The following is a 19,718-nucleotide window of genomic DNA, read 5'->3' as shown; positions in this document are numbered from 1 at the left end:
GCTGGTCATCGGTGCATCTTCCTTGATCAGGAGTTACACCGAACGTTTTACAGTCCCCCGCGAACGGGGGCCGGCGCTCCTTCGCACGGGGCGGGTACAGCAGCCTCAGGGCGGCCCAGGCCGATCTCGACCACGTACGCGCCCTCCTCGGCCTCGCCGAGGCAGACGACCCCGAGGGCATCCAGCTGATCGCCGAGATGCTGTCCGGGATCAGCCGCGACAAGCTGCCGCTCCCCGATGTAGAGGAGACGAGGCGGCGCCTCAACGCCGGCCAGGACCTCGTCGGCAGCCTCACCGTGGGTGAATGGCTGGATCGGTGGCTCGCCGGCAAGCGCATCCGGAAGTCAGGCATCAGCCGCTACGAGACCGATGTCCGCGTCCACCTCAAGCCGCGCATCGGGGACCGGCGCCTCGACCGGCTGCGCGTCAGCCACCTCAGCGAGATGTTCACCGCCATCACCGACGCCAACGCCGAGATCCTGGAGCAGAACGCCCAGCGGCGCGCAGCGGTCGAAGAGTTGGCGACTGTGCCGTGGAAGGGCGCGGAGAACCGGGCCCATCGCAAGGCCATGAAGGCGGCGATCGACGCCATGCCGCCCTTCTGCCGCGTCACCGGACCCGCGACGCGCCAGCACATCAAGGCCACGCTCCGTGCCGCCCTGAACGACGCGATCGGCCGGCAGATCATCACGTTCAACCCGGCGGCCCACGTCGAGATCGACCCCGTCCGCAAGCCGAAGGCCCTGGTGTGGACGGACGAGCGGGTCGCCCGGTGGCAGGAGACCGGCGAGAAGCCCTCCCCCGTCATGGTCTGGACGCCGGAGCAGACGGGTGCGTTCCTCGACTTCGTGGCCGAGGACCGGCTGTACGCCATGTGGCACCTGATCGCCTTCCGCGGCCTGCGCCGCGGTGAGGCGTGCGGCCAGCCCTGGTCGGAGACCAATCTCGACCGCCACTCCCTCACGGTCGCCGGTCAGCTCGTGCAGGACGGGTGGGGCGTGGAGGCGTCGGAGCCGAAGACCGACAGCGGCTTCCGCGTCGTGGCCCTGGATGACGACACCGTCGGCGTGCTGGAGCGGCACCGCAGGCAACAGGAGGCGGACCGCGCGGAGTGGGGCTCCGCCTGGGTCGAGACCGGCCTCGTCTTCACCCAGGAAGACGGCTCCTGGCTGCACCCCGGCAAGGTCACCGACCTCTTCGAGCGGCTTGTCGCGGCCTCCGGCCTCCCGCCGATCCGGCTGCACGATCTCCGGCACGGTGCGGCCACGCTCATGCTCGCCGCCGACATCGACATCAAGATCGTGTCGGACACCCTCGGGCACAGCGACACCCGGATCACGCGGGACATCTACCAGAGCGTCCTCCCCCACGTCGGCAAGAACACCGCCGAGGCCACCGCCAGACTCGTCCCCCTCCGACGCAAGGCGGAAGCGGAAGAGGCCGCGCGCAAGGCGGAGAAAGCCCGGAAGAAGGCCGAGCGAGCCAGGAAGACCCAGGCCGAGGGCGAGAAGAAGAGCCCGAAGGCCAAGCGGAAGAAGCCCAGGAAGTAGGGCCCGCCTGCCCCTCCGCTCACGCATCGCTCACGCGAGCCACCCCACGACGCTCCGGCCGTGTGACGCGCCATGCCCCGAGCAGCAGAAAACCCCAGGTCAGAGGCTATCTGACCTGGGGTTCCTCCGAGCCGCCTAAGGGAATCGAACCCTTGACCTACGCATTACGAGTGCGTCGCTCTGGCCGACTGAGCTAAGGCGGCGATGCGTGCGGCGAACCGCAGCGCGCCCAAGTCTACACAGTGCCCGGGGGTGCCCCGCACCGGATTCGGTGCGGGGCGCGGATCAGGGGTCAGGGGGCCAGGGGTCAGGAGCACTTCTTGCCGTCGGCGGGGACCTTCCCCCGCAGCAGGTAGGCGTTGACCGCCGAGTCGACGCAGTCGCTGCCGCGTACGTACGCCGTGTGGCCGTCGCCCTCGTACGTCAGCAGGGTCGCCGAGGAGAGCTGCTCGGCCAGGCCCTGGGACCACTTGTACGGGGTCGCCGGGTCGCGGGTGGTGCCGACGACCAGGATGGGGGCGGCGCCCTCCGCCTCGATGCGGTGGGGCTCGCCGGTGGGCGGGTGCGGCCAGTACGTGCAGTTCAGGGCCGCCCAGGCGAAGTTGCGGCCGAAGACCCCGGACGCCTCGCGGAAGTCCGGGACGGCCTTCTCCGCCTCGGCCGGGTTCTTGAAGGGGGCGGGCAGGTCCAGGCAGTTCACGGCGGCGTTGGCGTACATGATGTTGCCGTAGCCGCCGTCGGCGCCGCGCTCGTAGTAGTCGTCGGCCAGCGACAGCAGTTCCGCGCCGTCGCCCTTCTGCGCGGCGGTGAGCGCCGAGCGCAGCTTCGGCCAGTAGTACTCGGTGTACATGGCGTTCAGCACGCCGATGGTGGCCAGCGACTCGGTCAGTTTCCGCGACTCGCCCGTGGCGATCGGCCTGTCGTCCGTCTTCTCGAAGAAGGAGCTCAGGCGCTCGCCCGCCTCCTTGACGCTCCCGTTGCCCAGGGGGCAGTCGTCGAGTTCGACGCAGTCCTCGGCGAAGGCGGTGAAGGCGGTGTCGAATCCCGCGGTCTGGTCGAGGTTGAGCTGCTCGGAGGTGAGCGAGGGGTCCATGGCGCCGTCCAGGACGAGCCGGCCGACGCGGGACGGGAAGAGTCCGGCGTAGGTGGCGCCGAGGTAGGTGCCGTAGGAGGCGCCGACGTAGGTCAGCTTGTCGTCGCCGAGCACCTGGCGCAGAACGTCCATGTCGCGGGCGGCCTCGACGGTCGAGACATGGCCGAGCAGGTCGCCCTCCCGCTTCTCGCAGCCCTCGGCGAACTTCTCGAAGGCCGCCGCCAGCTTGTCGATCTCGCCCTTGTCGTCGGGGGTGGCGTCGGTGCGGACGTACTCGTCCATCTCCTTGTCGGTCAGGCACTCGATGGGCTCGCTGCGGGCCACGCCGCGCGGGTCCATGCCGACGATGTCGTACCGGGCGCGCACCGGGGCCGGGTAGCCGACGCCCGCCGCGAGCTGGACGTAGTCGACGGCGGAGCCGCCCGGGCCACCGGGGTTCACGTGCAGGGCGCCCAGCCGCTTGCCGGGGCCGGAGGCCTTCTTGCGGGTGACGGCGAGTTCCAGGTCCTCGGACTTCTTCGGTGCGGCGTAGTCCAGCGGCACCCTCAGCTCGGCGCACTGGAAGCCGGAGACTCCGCAGTCCTTCCAGCTCAGCTTCTGCTCGTAGTACGGCTTCAGGTTCGCCGCAATCGCCTCGGGCAGCGGCTGGAGCGGCTTGGCCGGGCTGACCGCACGGTCGTCCGAGGGGCGTGACGACGAACGGGAGGGCTCGGAGCCGGGCTCGGGCTCCGGATCGTCCGAACCGGAGCAGCCCGACAGCAACAGCGCGGCCGTCGCGAACGCGACGCCACCGGTACGGAGCAGACGCCTGGTGTCCATGACCTTGGAGCGTATACGGGCCGGGGCCCCCAGGGGGTGAGCCGCCGCCGGAGTCAGTGGCGGCAGAGGAGAAGGTCAGCCCGCGCGGAGCGCCACCGCCATCGCCTCAACGGCCAGCAGCGGGGCCACATTGCGCTCGATGGCGCGGCGGCACTCCAGTACCGCCTCCATGCGGCGCAGCGTCTGCTCCGGACGGGTGGAGGCGGCGATCCGCTCCACCGCGTCGCGGACGTCCTCGCCTGCGACCGCCACCCGCGAGCCGAACTGGCGGACCAGCACGTCGCGGTAGAAGGCGGTGAGGTCCAGCAGGGCGAGGTCGAGGGAGTCGCGCTGGGCACGGGTGGCGCGGCTCTTCTGCCGCTTCTCCAGGTCCTTCATCACCCCCGCCGTACCGCGCGGCAGCCGCCCGCCCTCGGAGGCGCCGAGGGCGGCGCGCATCTCCTCGGTCTCCTTGGCGTCCACCTCCTCGACGGCCTCCTTGGCGTCCTCCCCGGCCGCGTCGACCAGTTGCTGGGCGGCCCGGAGCGCGTCGCCGATGTCCTCCATCCGGGTGGGCAGGGCGAGGACCGCGGCGCGGCGCGTACGCGCCCGCGCGTCGGTGGCCAGGCGCCGGGCCCGGTCGATGTGGCCCTGGGTGGCGCGGGCGGCGGCCACCGCCACATCCGGCTCGATGCCGTCGCGCCGGATCAGCATGTCGGCGACGGCGTCCACCGGCGGTGTACGCAGCACCAGATGCCGGCAGCGGGAGCGGATGGTGGGCAGGACGTCGTCGGCCGAGGGCGCGCACAGCAGCCACACCGTGCGGGGGGCGGGTTCCTCGACGGCCTTGAGGAGGGCGTTGGCGGCCTGTTCGGTGAGCCGGTCGGCGGTCTCGTGGATGACCACCTGCCAGCGGCCTCCGGACGGGGAGAGCTGGGCGCGGCGCACCAGCTCGCGGGTGTCGCCGACCCCGGTGCTGAGCCCGGACGCGCGAACCACCTCGACGTCGGCGTGCGTACCGATCAGCGCCGTGTGGCAGCCGTCGCAGAAGCCGCAGCCGGGTGCGCCGCCGAGGGCGCGGTCGGGGCTGACACACTGCAGGGCGGCGGCGAAGGCGCGGGCGGCGGTCGCCAGGCCGGAGCCGGGCGGGCCGGTGAACAGCCAGGCGTGGGTCATCGCCGAGCCGGAGAGCCCGGCCGGTCCCGGCGCCCGGTCCCCGTCCTCACCGGAGGCGGCGGCCGTGACGTACGCGTCGGCGTCGCGCGCCGCCGCTGTGAGCTGCTCCACGACCCTGTCCTGTCCGACCAGGTCGTCCCATACGGCCATGTCCCGTAGCCCTCCCTCCGCGCGCCGCCCGGTCCGTCCGATGCCGTCCGCTGCCCAGGCGCCGGACGGCTTCCCCGTCATTGTTCCGCACGGCTGTGACAGCCGCGGACGGCCGGCCCGCGCCGCGCCCCGGCCCGCGGGCCCCGCAGGGACGTCAGCCCCTGCGGCCGCGGCGTCGGCCGTCCTCCTCGTCCTCGGCGAACCGCTGGTGAGGGCCGAGAAGTTCGTCGGCGAGGGTGGGCAGGTCGTCCATCGGCGTCTCCTCCGCCCACTCGGGGCGGCGGCGGGGACGGCCCGCCTCGTCGACCTGCGGCAGCTCCCGGGTGCGCTCCTCCGCGGCGGGCGGTGCGGCCTGGGGCTCGGCGCCGGGCTCGTCCTTGCGCAGCGACCACGACGGCGCCTGCTCCCCGGGCGCCACCCGCGGCAGCGGGGTGGTCTCGTCCCCGGGTGCCGCCGTCGCACCCGCGGGAGGCGCCGACGGGGCCTGCTGCGGCAGGACGACCGTCTCCTCCGCGTCCGGCGAGATCCGCGGCAGGACGGCGGTCTCGTCGGCCTCGCCGCCACCGTTCCCGGTACCGGTGCCCGGCGTGTCGTCCTTGCGCAGCGAGTGCCTGCGCCCCGCCTCCCGGGCCTCCCGCTCCCGGCGGGCCGCCTCCTGCGCCTCGGCGTCCCTGCGAGCCTGTTCGGCCCGGAGCAGGGCCTCCTCGGCCTTGCGCTGCTTGTCCAGCCGGCGCTCCTCGGCCTCGGCCCGCAGCCGGGCCTCCTCCTCTGCCAGCCGGCGCCTGCGCTCCTCCTCCTCGCGGCGGGCGCGCTCCTCGGCCTCGCGGCGGGCGCGCTCCTCCTCCGCCCGGCGGCGGGCCTCCTCGGCGCGCTGCCGGGCCTCCTCGGCCCTGCGCAGCTCCTCGCGGCGCCGGGCTTCCTCCTCCTCGCGCTTCCTGCGTTCCTCCTCCTCGGCGCGCAGCCGCTCCAGACGCTCCTGGCGCTCGCGCTCCAGGCGCTCCTCCTCGGCCTTGCGCGCGGCCTCCTCCTCCGCACGCCTGCGGGCCTCCTCCTCGGCCCTGCGGCGCGCCTCCTCGCGGGCGGCGATCTCGGCCTCGGACAGCGGCAGCATCCGGTCGAGCCGGTGCCGCACCGCCGTGGTGACGGCCTCGGGCTCCAGCCCCGCGTCCACCACCAGGTAGCGGGTGGGATCGGCTGCGGCCAGGGCGAGGAAGCCGGAGCGGACCCGCCGGTGGAAGTCCGCGGACTCCGACTCCAGCCGGTCGGGCGCCTCGGTGAACCGCTCGCGGGCGGTCTCCGGGGAGATGTCCAGCAGCACGGTCAGATGGGGTACGAGCCCGCCGGTGGCCCAGCGGGAGATCCGGGCGACCTCCGTCGGCGACAGGTCGCGCCCGGCGCCCTGGTAGGCGACGGAGGAGTCGACGTAGCGGTCGGTGATGACGACCGCGCCGCGCTCCAGGGCCGGGCGGACGACCGAGTCGACGTGCTCGGCCCGGTCGGCGGCGTAGAGCAGGGCCTCGGCGCGGTGCGACAGGCCGGCGGAGGATACGTCCAGCAGGATCGAGCGCAGCCGCTTGCCGATCGGGGTCGCGCCCGGCTCGCGGGTGACGACGACCTCGTGGCCCTTGGAGCGGATCCACTCGGCCAGCGCCTCCACCTGTGTGGACTTGCCCGCGCCGTCGCCGCCCTCCAGGGCGATGAAGAAGCCGGTGGCCGAGGGGGCCTGGAGCGGCTCGGAACCGCCGCCGAACGCCTCGCGCAGATCCCGCCGCAGCGGTACGCCCTGCCGGTCGTCGAGGCGGACCAGGACGAGGGCCGCCACCGGCAGCAGCAGCGCGCCGACCAGCATCAGCGTGAAGGCCGCGCCGCCGTGGGCGAAGACGAAGTCGCCGCTGTCGACCCGGTGCGGGCCGATGAGGGCCGCCAGCACCGGTGCGGCGACGGCCGCGAGCGCGATGGCGACGTGCACGGACGCGTGCAGATGGTCGGTCATCCGGGCGTGGCGGGACTCCTCGGTCTCCTCGTCCAGGAGGGTGTGCCCGGTGTTCGCGGCGATACCGGCGGACAGGCCCGCGAGCAGGAGCAGCAGCAGTACGGCGGTGGTGTCGGGGGTCAGTCCGGCCGCGAGCAGGGCCAGGCCCGCCAGCGCGACGGACAGGGCCAGCAGCCGCCTGCGGGACAGCGCGGGCAGTACGCGCGGGGCCCGGCGCACCCCCGCGGCGGTGCCGCCGGTCAGCGCCAGGACGAAAAGCCCGAACAGGACCGGGCCGCCGCCCAGGTCCATGGCGTGCAGTACCGCGAGCGCGGCGGCCGCTGCGACGGCGGCGGCCACGCAGGCGCCGGTCAGGACGAGCAGCGGGGCGGCACCGGTACGGCCCCTGTCCACGGCCTTGCGGACGGTCTTGCCGTCGGCGCCCTTCTCCGGCCTGCCGGTGCGGGGGCGGCGCAGGCCCTCCAGCGGGGAGCGGGGGCGCGGGGTGCCGCCGCCGGGCAGGTGCAGGAAGTACAGCAGGGCGATCGACGCGGCGAACAGACCGGCCGCGGCGTACGACGCCAGTGCCGCCTGGTGGGTGGTGAACCACTCGATGCCCGCGCCCAGCAGGTTGCCGACCAGGGTGATGGCGACCAGTCCCGCGGCGGCCGCCGGGATGGCCAGGAAGCCCGTGCGCAGCCACAGGCGGCGCAGCGCGTCGTGGTGGTCCGGCAGGGGGCGCACCGCCGCGCCCTCGGGGGGCGGCGCGGGAAGCAGCGTGGGTGCGGCGCTGTCCTTGGCCACGCCCCGGACCCGTTCGGCGACCCCGGTGATGAAGACGGTGACCAGCAGGAACGCGAACGCCTGGTCGGGAGTCCAGTCGATCCACAGCGGTGCGACGATCATCAGCGCCAGCCGTACGCCGTCCGCGCCGATCATGGTCCAGCGGCGGTCGAGCACACCGCCGGAGTCCGAGATGAGGGAGGAGAGCGGGCCCAGCAGTACGGCGCCGAAGAGCAGGGTGGCCAGCAGCCTGACGGCGAAGACGGCCGCGACGGCGAGCGCCGCGCCGCGGTAGCCGCCGCCCAGGACGGGGGCGCCTCCCATGGCCGGTACGGCGACGGCCGCCTGGAGGGCCAGCAGCACCAGGACCAGCAGGGCGAGGGCGTCGCCGACCCCGCCGGCGAGCTGCGCGCCCCACAGCCGGCGCAGGGGGGCATGCCTCAGCAGGGCCCGTACGGCGCGCTCGCGGGAGTCCGCGGCCAGGGCGTCGGAGGTGGGGGACACGACCGGTGGCTGCTCTGCACGCGTCATCCCGTCAGCCTATCGGTCGGGGGTACGGGGGCGGCGGTGCGGCCGGGGAAGCGGCCGGGGAAGCTGTTACGGACGGGCACGTGCGGAAGGTTCCCGCACGTGCCGCCCCTATGCCTGCCCGTTCCCGCGGGCCTACTCCGTGTCGGCCGCCGCCGTCTTCTTGACCGCCGTCTTCTTGGCCGCCGTCTTCTTGGCGGTGGTCTTCTTCGCGGTGGTCTTCTTGGCCGCCGTCTTCTTCGCGGTCTTCTTCGCCGGTCCCTTGGCGCGCTTCTCCGCCAGCAGCTCGTACGCCCGCTCCGGCGTGATCGTCTCCACGTCGTCGTCGCGGCGCAGTGTGGCGTTGGTCTCGCCGTCGGTGACGTACGGGCCGAAGCGGCCGTCCTTGACCACCACGGGGCGCTCGCTGGCCGGGTCGGTGCCCAGCTCCTTCAGCGGCGGCTTGGCCGCGGCCCGGCCGCGCTGCTTGGGCTGGGCATAGATCGCCAGCGCCTCTTCCAGGGTGATGGTGAAGATCTGCTCTTCGCTCTGGAGCGAGCGGGAGTCGGTCCCCTTCTTCATGTACGGCCCGTAGCGGCCGTTCTGGGCGGTGATCTCCTGGCCGCTGTCGGGGTCGGTGCCGACCACGCGCGGCAGGGAGAGCAGCTTCAGGGCGTCGTCGAGGGTGACGGTGTCCAGGGACATCGACTTCAGCAGCGAGGCCGTGCGCGGCTTGACGGCGTTCTTGCCGGTCTTCGGGGTGCCCTCGGGCAGCACCTCGGTGACGTAGGGCCCGTAGCGGCCGTCCTTGGCCACGATGGGGCGGCCCGTCTCCGGGTCGGTGCCCAGCTCGAACTCGCCGCTGGGCTTGGCCAGCAGCTCCCGTGCGTACTCCGCCGTCAGCTCGTCCGGCGGGAGGTCGGCGGGCACGTCGGCGCGGCGGCCGGTCTCGCCCTCGGCGGCCGGCGGCTCCTCGACGTAGGGGCCGTAGCGGCCCACCCGCAGCACGATGCCCTCCCCGACGGGGAAGGAGGAGACGCCGCGGGCGTCGATCGCGCCGAGGTCGGAGACCAGCTCCTTCAGTCCGCCGAGGTGGTCGCCGTCGCCGTTCCCGGCCGCCGCGGCGGCGGCGCCCTCGGCGCCCGGCTCGTCGGTGCCGAAGTAGAAGCGGCGCAGCCACGGCACGGCCTCGGCCTCGCCGGCGGCGATCCGGTCGAGGTCGTCCTCCATCTTGGCGGTGAAGTCGTAGTCGACCAGACGGCCGAAGTGCTTCTCCAGCAGGCCGACGACGGCGAAGGAGAGGAAGGAGGGGACGAGCGCGGTGCCCTTCTTGAAGACGTAGCCGCGGTCGAGGATGGTGCTGATGATCGACGCGTAGGTGGAGGGACGCCCGATCTCGCGCTCCTCCAGCTCCTTGACCAGCGTGGCCTCGGTGTAGCGGGCCGGGGGCTTGGTGGCGTGGCCGTCCGCGGACATCGCGGTGGCGGTCAGCGGGTCGCCCTCCTCGACACGCGGCAGGCGGCGCTCGCGGTCGTCGAGGTCGGCGCCGGGGTCGTCGGCGCCCTCGACGTAGGCCTTGAGGAAGCCGTGGAAGGTGATGACCTTGCCGGAGGCGCTGAACTCGGCGTCCTGGCCGTCCGTACCGCGACCGCCGACCCTGACCGTGACGGACTGCCCGGTGGCGTCCTTCATCTGGGAGGCGACCGTCCGCTTCCAGATCAGCTCGTACAGCCTGAACTGGTCGCCGGTCAGGCCCGTCTCGGCGGGGGTGCGGAAGCGGTCGCCGGAGGGGCGGATCGCCTCGTGGGCCTCCTGCGCGTTCTTGACCTTGCTCGCGTAGGTGCGGGGGCGATCGGGCAGGTAGTCGGTGCCGTAGAGCTGGGTGACCTGGGCGCGGGCGGCGGCGACGGCGGTGTCGGACAGGGTGGTGGAGTCCGTCCGCATGTAGGTGATGAAGCCGTTCTCGTACAGCTTCTGCGCCACCTGCATGGTCACCTTCGCGCCGAAGCCGAGCTTGCGGCTGGCCTCCTGCTGGAGGGTGGTCGTGCGGAAGGGGGCGTACGGCGAGCGCCGGTACGGCTTGGACTCCACCGAGCGGACGGCGAAGTCGGCGCCCTCCAGGGCGGCGGCCAGCGCACGGGCGGCGGCCTCGTCCAGGTGCAGGACGCCCCCCTTGTCACCGGAACCCGAACCGGAGCCGCCCTTGAGCCGCCCGTCGGGGCCGAAGTCGCGTCCCTGGGCGACACGGCGGCCGTCCACGGCGCTCAGCCGGGCGGTGAGGGAGGCCGGGTCGGCGGCGTCGCCGGAGCGGCCGGTGGCGAAGGTGCCGGTCAGGTCCCAGTACTCGGCGGAGCGGAAGGCGATGCGCTCGCGCTCGCGCTCGACGACCAGGCGGGTGGCGACGGACTGCACACGGCCCGCCGACAGGCGCGGCATGACCTTCTTCCACAGCACCGGGGAGACCTCGTAGCCGTAGAGCCGGTCGAGGATGCGGCGGGTCTCCTGGGCGTCGACCAGGCGCTGGTTCAGCTCGCGGGTGTTGGAGACGGCGGCCCGGATGGCGTCCTTGGTGATCTCGTTGAAGACCATCCGGCGCACCGGGACCTTGGGCCTGAGCACCTCCTGGAGGTGCCAGGCGATGGCCTCGCCCTCGCGGTCCTCATCGGTGGCCAGGAACAGTTCGTCGGACTCCGCCAGGAGCTGCTTGAGCTTCTTGACCTGGTCCTTCTTGTCGCTGTTGACGACGTACAGCGGCTCGAAGTCGTGGTCGACGTTGACGCCGAGCCGGGCCCAGGACTCGCCCTTGTACTTGGCGGGGACCTCGGCGGCTCCGTTCGGCAGGTCGCGGATGTGCCCGACGCTGGCCTCGACCACGTAGCCAGGACCGAGGTAGCCCTTGATCGTCTTGGCCTTGGCCGGCGACTCGACGATCACGAGTCGGCGCCCGCCGTCTGCGGTCTTGCTGGTCGGGGACAACTTCTTCTCGCTCTTCTCCGGTCGGTGGTCCCGCTTCGTCGGGTCGGTCTGCTCTCGGCGTGTTTCACGCTTCCGTGCGGCTGCGCTCTCGCTGCGGAGTGTGACGGTACCTCCCGCCCCCGTGTCAAACGGGAAAAGTCCGCAACGCCACTCGAACGGTAACCCGATGAGATAACCATCTCCCCGTGTTCGCCGGATCCGCCGTCCGGGCCCCGGCGCCGTGCCCGCCGGAGCGCGGCGGTGGGCGGTCGCCCGGGCCCGCGGCCGTCCGGCGGAGCCTTCACCGCTCGGTTACTCGAACGGTAACCCGACGGCCGCCATTCCTGCGCCCCCGCACCGGCTGGCAAGATGTGGCCGTCTGTACGTCCCAGCCACACACCGGGGGAACCTCCCATGTCCGACCCCAGCCAGCAGAACCCGTACGGCCAGCCCCAGCAGCCGCAGAACAACCCCTACGCCCAGCAGCCGGGCCAGCCCGGTCAGCCCGCGTACGGCTACCCGCAGCAGCCCGGCCAGCCCGGGTACGGCTACCCGCAGCAGGCCCCGCCGCCCGCGGCGGGCGGCTACACCGGCGACCCGAACGCCCCGTACGGCTACGACCCCTACGGCCGGCCGTACTCCGACAAGTCCAAGGTCGTGGCGGGCGTCCTCTCCCTCTTCCTGGGCTACCTGGGCATCGGGCGCTTCTACACCGGCCACACCGGCATGGCGGTCGCCCAGCTGCTGACCTGCGGCGGCTGCGGCGTCTGGTCGCTGATCGACGGGATCATGCTGCTCACCCAGGACAGCCCCACGGATGTCCAAGGCCGCGTGCTGCGGAGCTGAGTGCAATGACCACGGTGACCGGGAGGACGGAAACGGGAGCGGAAGGGACCGGGGAGGTGGGCGGGAGCCGGGGCGCCGGAGTGCTCGCCCGGGCCGTGCACACCCTGCGCACCCACCCCGCCGCGCCGCCGCTGGGCTCGCTCGCGGCCGGACTGGCCGGTGCGGCCTACCTGTGGGGGACCAACCCGCACCAGGCCGGGCAGTGGCTGCCTCGCTGCCCGCTCAACGCGGTGACCGGGCTGCTGTGCCCGGCGTGCGGCGGCACCCGCATGACGTACGACCTGATGCACGGGGACGTCGTCGCGGCCTTCCACGACAACGCCCTGCTGCTGACCCTCGGCATCCCGGCCGCCGCGTACTTCGGCGGGCGCTGGCTGCTGGAGGGGCTGCGCGGGCGCCGCTACCGGCCGAGGCTGGGGAAGGTCGGCACGACGGTGGTGCTGGGGACGGCCGTGGTGTGGGCGGTGGTGCGCAACCTGGTCGGCTGAGACCGGCCGGTGGTCTCCGCCCGTCGCCCGCGGGGCTCGGGTCCCGGACGTTTTCGCAGGTAAGTGACGCGCCATCGGATCACTGTTCGATCACAACCGCGGGCTCGCCGCAACCCTCGCCGGGTCTCGGTGGTCTGGGATTCCGCCACGGCACGTCTGGTACATGACATCAGCGGCCGTGGCGTGTCCCCATCTGAAGCACGAAGGAGCCACCCATGGCGTTCCCCGGTACCGCGCCCAACGGCCAGCCGTACTCCGACAAGTCCAAGATCACCGCTGGTCTGCTGCAGATCTTCCTGGGCTACCTGGGCATCGGCCGTTTCTACACCGGTCACATCGGCATGGCGGTCGCACAGCTGCTGACCATGGGGGGCTGCGGCATCTGGTCGCTGATCGACGGAATCCTCTTCCTCACCAGCAACGACCGCACCGACAAGCAGGGCCGCGTCCTGCGCGGCTGACGGCCGGCCGGTGACCGGGCTCCGTCAGGGCGCACGCACCCCGGCGGCCCGTGCCTCTCCGACGACGGGAGACACGGGCCGCTCTCCCTCTTTGCGCGGGGCCCGAGGCCCGGTTCCGGGGCCGGACGGCTCACAGGCGTGTGAACGTCCAGAGTCCGGCGGCCAGGAAGGCCGCGCCGAACACCGAGGCGAGCACGGCCGCGGTGGCCTGCTCGGCCCCCTCGGCCACCGGCTCGCGCAGCCGTACGCGCACCGAGGTCCACAGCAGCAGTCCGGCGCCGAACAGGGTGAAGGCCGCTCCGGCGAAGACGGCGGGTCCGCTTTCCATGCGGAGCACGGTGGCACCCGCGGGGATCGCGGCGGAGAACACCGGGTGAACGCCGTTCGGCCAGCCGGGCGAGCTCTGGCCAAACGTACGGCCCGCCCGTCAGGCCCGCCCCCTACTCCCCTCCCGCGGGCAGCAGGAAGCCCTGCTCGACCAGGAGGCGGATGGACTCCGGAGTGCGGTCGCGCAGCCCCACCGGGTCCTCGCCGAGGAGCTGGGCGATGGCGTCGACGATGCGGCCGGCCGGAAGCGATCCGTCGCACACGCCGGCGAAGCCCGCACCGACCGTGTCCACCTGCGTCGCGCGCCGCATGCCGCGGTTCTGACGGAGCACCACGTACTCCGGATCGTCCGCGCCGGGCCTGCCGATCTGCTCCTGGGCGACCTCGTCGGCCAGTACGAAGCGGGTGGCGAGCAGGGCCGCGTCGTCCGCGGCGCGCAGGAAGTCCCGGCGCTCGAAGTGGGCGCGCACCTCCTCGCCGAGCGGCTGCTCCACCGGGTGCGGCCACTCCTCGACGGTGACCGACGGGTTCCGGGCGCCCGACTTGCGCAGGGTGATCCAGCCGAAGCCGACACCGGTGGTGCCGCCGGCCTCGAACTCCTCCAGCCAGGCGTCGTAGTGCGCGGCGTACACGGCCGGGTCGCCCAGATGCTCGCCGGCGTCGCGCAGCCACAGCTCGGCGTACTGGGCGGTGTCCTGCACCTCGCGCTGCACGATCCAGGCGTCGCAGCCCTCGGGCACCCAGGAGGCCAGCCGCTCGCTCCAGTCACGGCCCTCGATGTGCCGCCAGTTGGCCAGCAGCTGGCAGTAGCCGCCGTCGGCCAGGTGGGCGGCGGAGCGCTCGACGAGGGTGCGGCACAGGTCGTCGCCGCCCATGCCGCCGTCGCGGTAGGTCAGGCGGGTGCCGTCCGCCGCGCGGGGGGAGATGACGAAGGGCGGGTTGGAGACGATCAGATCGTAGGGCGCCTCGCCCTCGACCGGCTCGAAGAGGGAGCCCTCGCGCAGATCGGCCTCGGGCGCTTTGGAGAGGGCGAGGGTGAGGCGGGTCAGGCGCAGGGCGCGGGGGTTGAGGTCGGTGGCGGTGACGGAGCCTGCGTGCAGGGAGGCGTGCAGTGCCTGGACGCCGGAGCCGGTGCCCAGGTCCAGGGCGCGGGCCGCGGGGGTGCGCACGGTGATGCCCGCCAGGGTCGTCGAGGCACCGCCGACGCCGAGGACGAGCCGCGAGCGGGCGGCCGTGCCCGCAGCCGTGCCCGTACCGGCGCCCTCGGCCGTACGGATGCCGCCGGCGCCGCCGACCGCACAGCCGAGGTCGGAGACGATCCACCAGTTCAGCCCCTCCGGCCCGGCGTACGGGCGGACGTCCACGGTGGCGGAGACGGCGTCGCCACCACCGCCCGCGTCCGCGCCGGCTCCGGTGCGGCGGCGCAGCCAGCCGTCGGTGAGCGCCTCGTCGGCCGGGAGCGCCGAGCGGGCCCGCTCGTAGGGCACCGGGCACTGGAGCAGGAACAGCCGCACCAGCGTCTCCAGCCGCCCGCCGCCGCGCGTGGCGCGCAGCGCGGGGACGGTCTCGTTGCGGGCAAGGGCCGCGTAGGCGGGGGCGCCGAGCAGTTCCAGCAGCCCGTCGGGGGTGAAGCCGGCGGCGAGGAAGGCGTCGCGCAGCCGGGGGAGGGCGGGTCCGGGGGTGGGGAGGCGGTCACTCACCTCCCCATTGTCACGCGGAGCGCCCCGGCGTACGCAGGCCCCCCGCGCGCCTCCGCGCCCGGGTGGCTTCCGGCTTCCCGGGTTCCCCCTGCTCCGGCCCTCCGCCGTCGCCTTCCGCTACGCCGCCGAGGCGGACGGCGCCGGCGACGGCCTCCGGCAGCCCTTCTGACCCGCTATCGCCTCCTGGAGATCGCCCTGCCGGAACTCGCCCAGCGCCTTCTCCACCTCGCCGAACTGCTTGGGAAGCTTGTCCATCTCTCCGGCGATGTCCTGCAACCCGTCGGCGAACTCCGACTGGTCCTTCTCGTTCAGGGCCTCGGCCCGCTCACGGAGGTCCGCGTACGTGGCCGACAGCGCGTCGAGCCGCTTGATCGCGTTCTTCTGGATCCGGGAGCCGTCCTCCAGCGGCGGAACACCCGCCTCGCGCACGGCGGTGGACAGGGCCTTGTAGGCGGTGGAGAGATCGCCGAAGGCCTCCACGTCTGTCTTCTTGACCTCCTCGGGAGCCTTGTCCCCCTCGGTGATCCGCGCGAGTGCCCGGTTGGCGCCGTCGATGGTCTTGTTCTGCTTCTGCAGCGAGCCGCAGTACTCCTGGGCCCACCGCTCGGCCTTCTCGTTGCCCTCGTCGCCGCACCCGCTCAGGGCGAGCACGAGCACCGCGGTGCCGGACAGCGCGGCAGCAAGCTTCTTGTTCACTCCGGATCGATCCCTTCGTGGGTGTTCGGCCCGGAACATACACGCAGGAGGGTCACCGGCCGTGGAGCGGTGGGGTGAATAGTTCACATTAAAGGCTTGGATACCCATTTATGTTGAGCGCATCTCACACGGTCCGCCCCCCGGCACGTGGCGGTGGGCGGCGCCTTGGAGCACCACCCACCGCCACGTGCCGGGGACTCCCGCACGGAGTCTCCCCGGCCGGCCCCGCTACAACCCCGATAAGGCCCCGCTAAGGCGCCGCCACCGGAGCCCCTGGCTCGGAGGGGCCCGACGGACCCGACGGGCCCGAGGTGCCGGGGGAGCCGGGGGAACCCGGCGCTCCGGAAGTGCGTCCGGCGGCGCCGCCGACGTCCTTCCCTCCTCCTTCGCCCTCCTCGCGTCCTTCGCCGCCTTCGCCGCCGACCGCGATACCGCGCCGCTTGGATGCGTAGACCGCCCCGATGATGACGCCGAGGGCGAGGACCGCGATGGCGGCCCGCGCACCGGCGCTCGCGTCGTCGCCGTAGCTGAGCCGCACCACGGCGGGCGCGATCAGCAGCGCCACCAGGTTCATCACCTTCAGCAGCGGGTTGATCGCGGGGCCCGCGGTGTCCTTGAACGGGTCGCCGACCGTGTCGCCGATGACCGTCGCGGCGTGCGCCTCACTGCCCTTGCCGCCGTGGTGGCCGTCCTCGACCAGCTTCTTGGCGTTGTCCCAGGCCCCACCGGAGTTGGCCAGGAAGACCGCCATCAGCGTGCCCGCGCCGATGGCGCCGGCGAGGAACGAGCCGAGCGCGCCGACCCCGAGCGTGAAGCCGACCGCTATGGGTGCCATGACGGCCAGCAGACCGGGTGTGGCCAGCTCGCGCAGCGCGTCCTTGGTGCAGATGTCCACCACCCGGCCGTACTCGGGCTTCTCGCTGTAGTCCATGATCCCGGGCCGCTCGCGGAACTGGCGCCGCACCTCGAGGACCACCGAGCCCGCCGACCGGGAGACGGCGCTGATCGCCAGCCCGGAGAAGAGGAAGACGACGGAGGCCCCGAGGACCAGGCCGACCAGGTTGTTCGGCTGCGAGATGTCCAGACTCAGGCCCAGCTCCCCGGCCCGCGCGCCCACGTCCGACACCGCGCCGGCGATCGCGTCGCGGTAGGAGCCGAAGAGGGCCGCGGCGGCCAGTACCGCGGTGGCGATGGCGATGCCCTTGGTGATGGCCTTGGTGGTGTTGCCCACCGCGTCGAGATCGGTGAGCACCTGGGCACCCGCGCCCTCGACGTCGCCGGACATCTCGGCGATGCCCTGGGCGTTGTCGGAGACCGGGCCGAAGGTGTCCATCGCGACGATGACACCGACGGTGGTGAGCAGGCCGGTGCCCGCCAGGGCGACGGCGAACAGCGCCAGCATGATGGAGGCGCCGCCCAGCAGGAAGGCGCCGTAGACGCTGAGCGCGATCAGCAGCGCCGTGTAGACGGCGGACTCCAGGCCGATGGAGATACCGGAGAGGACCACGGTGGCGGGACCGGTCAGCGAGGTCTTGCCGATGTCGCGCACGGGCCGGCGGCTCGGTTCGGTGAAGTAGCCGGTGAGCTGCTGGATCAGCGCGGCGAGCACGATGCCGATGGCGACCGAGACCAGGGCGAAGACGCGCGGGTCGCCGTCGTGGCCGGCGATGGCTGTGTCGGTGACGCCCTCCAGCTCGCCGAAGCTGCCCGGCAGGTGGACGAACGCCGCGACGGCCACCAGGACCAGGGAGATCACCGCGGAGATGAAGAAACCGCGGTTGATGGCGGTCATGCCGCTGCGGTCGGCGCGGCGCGGCGCGACCGCGAAGACGCCGATCATGGCGGTGAGGACGCCGATCGCCGGAACGAGCAGGGGGAAGACCAGCCCCGAGTCGCCGAAGGCGACCGTACCCAGGATGAGCGCGGCCACCAGGGTGACGGCGTAGGACTCGAAGAGGTCGGCGGCCATGCCCGCGCAGTCGCCGACGTTGTCGCCGACGTTGTCCGCGATGGTGGCGGCGTTGCGCGGGTCGTCCTCGGGGATGCCCTGCTCGACCTTGCCGACGAGATCCGCGCCCACATCGGCGGCCTTGGTGAAGATGCCGCCGCCCACCCGCATGAACATCGCGATCAGGGCGGCTCCCAGACCGAAGCCCTCCAGCACCTTGGGCGCGTCGGCGGCGTACACGAGCACCACGACGGCGGCCCCGAGCAGACCGAGGCCGACGGTGAACATGCCGACGACCCCGCCCGTACGGAAAGCGATCTTCATCGCCCGGTGGGATACCCCGGTCAGGTCCTTCGCGGGTTCTCCCTCGCCGGGAGTGGCCTCCCGGGCGGCGGCCGCGACCCGTACGTTGCTGCGTACGGCCAGCCACATGCCGATATAGCCGGTGGCCGCCGAGAAAGCGGCGCCGACCAGGAAGAACGCCGAGCGTCCGATTCGCTGGCCCATACCGTCGGCCGGGAGCAACATCAACAGGAAGAAGACCACGACGGCGAATATGCCGAGGGTGCGCAACTGCCGTGCGAGGTAGGCGTTCGCGCCTTCCTGCACGGCGGATGCGATCTTCTTCATGCCGTCGGTGCCCTCACCCGCGGCGAGCACTTGACGTACCAGCACCGCGGCGACCGCCAGGGCTGCCGCGGCAACGAGCGCGATCACCAGCACCAGGCCGCGATTGCCGCTGGTGAGCACGGCATCGGCCAGTTGTAGCCGGTTCTGGAAAGGGGTGTGGTGCCCCGCCATTCGTCCTCCTTGACGTTTGGCACATGGGCGCGCGCAAGCACGCTCAGGCGTCCTGCTGCAAAGATGTGGACGGATTGTAGGGAGCTGCTTCGGCTCACAACAGAGTGCGGTATTTCCTGCCGTTCCGCACCCGCAAAGATCGAATAGCGGGCACCGGAAATAATTCCCCCGAACGGCCGGGATATTCCTATCCGGGGACACCGGGAAAAAGATCTCGGAATACCGCGGGGGCTCCCGGGCGGAGCTCGGAGACGGATATGCGCAGGTCGCCCGCGGCGGAGCGACAACGGCCGGGAGTTGTCCGGTCCGGGTCCGGTCCTGGACCGGACCCGGGTCGGGCCGGACGTGGAGCGGACCGGGGCGGGACAGGCGGAGTCGTCCGGACGGGACCGGACCGTGGACCGGACATGAGCCGGACATGGGACAGGCGCCCCGGAAGGGGCGCCTGGGCCGGCCCCGGAAGGCCGGGGAGCCGGTCGCCACGCGGGTGGACCCGCGCGGGACGGTCAGTCGAGCGGCTCGGGGTTGGTCGGCCAGCTCATGCGGATCAGGCCGCCGCGCTCGTCGGCGGTCACCTCGACATCGTCCACCAGCCCACTGATCACCGCGAGCCCCATGTCGACCTCGTCGTCGCCCCCGGTACCGTCCCCGCTCCCGGGGGCGGCTTGGGCCGCGCCCAGCGCCGCCTGGGGAACGTCGTCGCCCACCTCGATGCGGAAGACCTTCTCGTCCTCGGTCAGCGCCACCCGGACGGGTGTGCCGAGACCGTGGCCGACATGGAGGCCGACCGCTCTGCTGCACGCCTCGCCCACCGCGAGCCGTACCTCGTCCAGTACGGCGTCGTCGACACCGGCCCGGCGCGCGACGGCGGCCGCCACCAGACGCGCCGTCCTCACATGCTCGGGCAGCGCGCTGAAGCGCAGTTCGACGGTGGCCATGCCATCCCCCTCGGTAATGCCTGCGGTCACCCGGTGACCTGGTGCCTGACGGCCGTTCAGGGGCGCCGGACCGGCCAGGTGCCGGTCCGGCGCCCCTGAGCGCCTTTTGCGAGCTCGTTCGGCCCGGCTCTCAGTCGGTGGCCGCCACGGCCTCGTCGACCGAGGTGTGGATGGGGAACACCTTGGTCAGGCCGGTGATGCGGAAGATCTTGAGAATGCGCTCCTGGTTGCAGACCAGGCGCAGAGATCCCTCATGGGCGCGCACACGCTTGAGTCCGCCGACGAGCACACCGAGGCCGGTGGAGTCGAGGAAGTCAACGCCCTCCATGTCCACGACCAGGTGGTAGCTGCCGTCGTTCACCAGCTCGACCAGCTGCTCGCGCAGCTTGGGCGCGGTGTATACATCGATCTCGCCACCCACCGAGACGATCGTGCGATCGCCGACGGTACGGGTCGACAGGGACAGGTCCACAGATCCTCCAGCACCTTGCTATCGAGCGGTCCGCCCCCTTGGCGCCTCCCCACCGGA

At 72.8% G+C, this 19,718-nt stretch carries 12 protein-coding genes, 1 tRNA gene and 2 pseudogenes; 4 read left to right on the top strand and 11 right to left on the bottom strand.

Annotation, left to right across the window (positions count from 1 at the left end):
* Nucleotides 1-62: 62 nt before the first annotated feature.
* A pseudogene (locus IQ279_RS25990) lies at nucleotides 63-1,550 on the top strand (tyrosine-type recombinase/integrase); the annotation flags it as partial.
* A 129-nt stretch (nucleotides 1,551-1,679) separates the two neighbouring features.
* Here the strand turns inward: IQ279_RS25990 and IQ279_RS25985 are convergent.
* The 5 genes from IQ279_RS25985 to topA form a co-directional block, all read right to left on the bottom strand.
* Nucleotides 1,680-1,753, bottom strand: a tRNA-Thr gene (locus tag IQ279_RS25985).
* A 104-nt stretch (nucleotides 1,754-1,857) separates the two neighbouring features.
* Nucleotides 1,858-3,462: an alpha/beta hydrolase gene (locus tag IQ279_RS25980; RefSeq protein WP_206351760.1), complete on the bottom strand. Its 1,605-nt coding sequence runs from the start codon at nucleotides 3,460-3,462 to the stop codon at nucleotides 1,858-1,860.
* Nucleotides 3,463-3,537: 75 nt separating this feature from the next.
* Complete coding sequence (locus tag IQ279_RS25975; RefSeq protein ID WP_206351759.1) at nucleotides 3,538-4,767, bottom strand: DNA polymerase III subunit delta'; 1,230 nt, start codon at nucleotides 4,765-4,767, stop codon at nucleotides 3,538-3,540.
* 154 nt (nucleotides 4,768-4,921) lie between these two features.
* Complete coding sequence (gene tmk / locus IQ279_RS25970; RefSeq protein ID WP_206351758.1) at nucleotides 4,922-8,053, bottom strand: dTMP kinase; 3,132 nt, start codon at nucleotides 8,051-8,053, stop codon at nucleotides 4,922-4,924.
* A gap of 132 nt (nucleotides 8,054-8,185) precedes the next feature.
* Complete coding sequence (gene topA / locus IQ279_RS25965) at nucleotides 8,186-11,005, bottom strand: type I DNA topoisomerase (protein WP_206351757.1); 2,820 nt, start codon at nucleotides 11,003-11,005, stop codon at nucleotides 8,186-8,188.
* Nucleotides 11,006-11,398: 393 nt separating this feature from the next.
* Here topA and IQ279_RS25960 point away from each other — a divergent pair, with 393 nt between their 5' ends.
* The 3 genes from IQ279_RS25960 to IQ279_RS25950 all read left to right on the top strand — a co-directional run bounded on the left by IQ279_RS25960 (nucleotide 11,399) and on the right by IQ279_RS25950 (nucleotide 12,779).
* On the top strand, nucleotides 11,399-11,830 hold the full coding sequence (locus IQ279_RS25960; protein ID WP_206351756.1) for a TM2 domain-containing protein: 432 nt from the start codon (nucleotides 11,399-11,401) through the stop codon (nucleotides 11,828-11,830).
* A 5-nt stretch (nucleotides 11,831-11,835) separates the two neighbouring features.
* Entirely contained in the window at nucleotides 11,836-12,318 is a 483-nt protein-coding gene (locus tag IQ279_RS25955; RefSeq protein WP_206351755.1) for a DUF2752 domain-containing protein, read from the top strand.
* A gap of 215 nt (nucleotides 12,319-12,533) precedes the next feature.
* Nucleotides 12,534-12,779, top strand: a complete 246-nt coding sequence (locus tag IQ279_RS25950; protein ID WP_206351754.1) for a TM2 domain-containing protein — start codon at nucleotides 12,534-12,536, stop codon at nucleotides 12,777-12,779.
* A gap of 130 nt (nucleotides 12,780-12,909) precedes the next feature.
* On the opposite strand, the gene IQ279_RS25945 is transcribed toward IQ279_RS25950, so the two are convergent.
* The 6 genes and pseudogenes from IQ279_RS25945 to bldG form a co-directional block, all read right to left on the bottom strand.
* On the bottom strand, nucleotides 12,910-13,107 hold the full coding sequence (locus IQ279_RS25945) for a hypothetical protein (RefSeq protein WP_206351753.1): 198 nt from the start codon (nucleotides 13,105-13,107) through the stop codon (nucleotides 12,910-12,912).
* A gap of 112 nt (nucleotides 13,108-13,219) precedes the next feature.
* Complete coding sequence (locus IQ279_RS25940) at nucleotides 13,220-14,806, bottom strand: DUF7059 domain-containing protein (protein ID WP_307792545.1); 1,587 nt, start codon at nucleotides 14,804-14,806, stop codon at nucleotides 13,220-13,222.
* Nucleotides 14,807-14,923: 117 nt separating this feature from the next.
* Nucleotides 14,924-15,502, bottom strand: coding sequence for a small secreted protein (locus tag IQ279_RS25935; RefSeq protein WP_307792544.1), 579 nt, complete (start codon nucleotides 15,500-15,502; stop codon nucleotides 14,924-14,926).
* A 397-nt stretch (nucleotides 15,503-15,899) separates the two neighbouring features.
* A pseudogene (locus IQ279_RS25930) lies at nucleotides 15,900-18,251 on the bottom strand (sodium-translocating pyrophosphatase); the annotation flags it as partial.
* A gap of 506 nt (nucleotides 18,252-18,757) precedes the next feature.
* Complete coding sequence (locus IQ279_RS25925; protein ID WP_206351751.1) at nucleotides 18,758-19,189, bottom strand: ATP-binding protein; 432 nt, start codon at nucleotides 19,187-19,189, stop codon at nucleotides 18,758-18,760.
* Nucleotides 19,190-19,319: 130 nt separating this feature from the next.
* Nucleotides 19,320-19,661 carry an anti-sigma factor antagonist BldG gene (gene bldG, locus IQ279_RS25920; RefSeq protein ID WP_093657489.1) on the bottom strand — a complete coding sequence of 114 codons (342 nt, stop codon included), beginning with the start codon at nucleotides 19,659-19,661 and terminating at the stop codon, nucleotides 19,320-19,322.
* Nucleotides 19,662-19,718 lie beyond the last annotated feature (57 nt).

This window comes from Streptomyces verrucosisporus (assembly GCF_017114865.1).
In the GTDB taxonomy this organism is placed as follows: domain Bacteria; phylum Actinomycetota; class Actinomycetes; order Streptomycetales; family Streptomycetaceae; genus Streptomyces; species Streptomyces fenghuangensis.
Note: the sequence above shows the minus strand (reverse complement) of the source record. Positions and strands in the feature narration are given on the sequence as shown.

Coding starts and splice junctions, on each gene's coding strand:
- IQ279_RS25980 (WP_206351760.1), bottom strand. CDS start 3,462: ATGGACACCAGGCGTCTGCTCCGTACCGGTGGCGTCGCGTTCGCGACG.
- IQ279_RS25975 (WP_206351759.1), bottom strand. CDS start 4,767: ATGGCCGTATGGGACGACCTGGTCGGACAGGACAGGGTCGTGGAGCAG.
- tmk (WP_206351758.1), bottom strand. CDS start 8,053: ATGACGCGTGCAGAGCAGCCACCGGTCGTGTCCCCCACCTCCGACGCC.
- IQ279_RS25960 (WP_206351756.1), top strand. CDS start 11,399: ATGTCCGACCCCAGCCAGCAGAACCCGTACGGCCAGCCCCAGCAGCCG.
- IQ279_RS25955 (WP_206351755.1), top strand. CDS start 11,836: ATGACCACGGTGACCGGGAGGACGGAAACGGGAGCGGAAGGGACCGGG.
- IQ279_RS25950 (WP_206351754.1), top strand. CDS start 12,534: ATGGCGTTCCCCGGTACCGCGCCCAACGGCCAGCCGTACTCCGACAAG.
- IQ279_RS25945 (WP_206351753.1), bottom strand. CDS start 13,107: ATGGAAAGCGGACCCGCCGTCTTCGCCGGAGCGGCCTTCACCCTGTTC.
- IQ279_RS25925 (WP_206351751.1), bottom strand. CDS start 19,189: ATGGCCACCGTCGAACTGCGCTTCAGCGCGCTGCCCGAGCATGTGAGG.